Annotated in this window: 1 pseudogene; it reads left to right on the top strand. The window is 45.8% G+C overall.

Going from position 1 to position 624, the window contains the following annotated elements:
- Positions 1 to 74 precede the first annotated feature (74 nt).
- A pseudogene (locus LGT40_RS00290) lies at positions 75 to 624 on the top strand (transposase); the annotation flags it as partial.

Raw genomic sequence — 624 nt, 5'->3', positions numbered from 1 at the left:
TGACCTTTCCCCCGAATTTAGAGCCATGACATTGATGAGATTTCCAATAAACTATGGGAGTTGGAGATCTCAAAATGAAAAAACGCTACAGCGAAGAACAAATCATCCGGGCCATAAAAAGACACGAAGCTGGTGCCAAGGTGGAAGACATCTGCCGAGAAATGGGCATATCCAATGGCACCTTTTACAACTGGCGTAGCAAATACGCAGGCCTTGAAGTGAATGAAGCCAAACGCCTGAAAGAGCTGGAATCGGAGAATAACAAGCTCAAAAAGCTTCTGGCTGACAAGCTGCTCGAAGTCGAAGCAATGAAGGATGTGCTGTCAAAAAAGTGGTAAAGCCAGTAGCAAAAAAGCCCATTGTTGACTACCTCACACAGCATTTTCAGCTCAGTGAGCGTGTGGCTTGCATACTGGCAGGGATAAGCCGAACTGCCTACCGTTATCGGCGAAAAGTGAAGCCGGATACCGTCGCCAGAGAACAATTGAAATCATTGGCTGCACGCTACCCTAGATATGGTTATCTGATGTTACATGGACTTCTCAAGGCACAGGGGCTGGTCGTGAATAAAAAGCATACCTATCGTTTGTATACCGAAGAAGGACTACAGGTTCGTACAAAAAA

It is taken from the genome of Methylophaga pinxianii (genome assembly GCF_020447225.1).
GTDB lineage: Bacteria > Pseudomonadota > Gammaproteobacteria > Nitrosococcales > Methylophagaceae > Methylophaga > Methylophaga pinxianii.
This window is presented reverse-complemented; position numbering and strand designations above follow the sequence as displayed.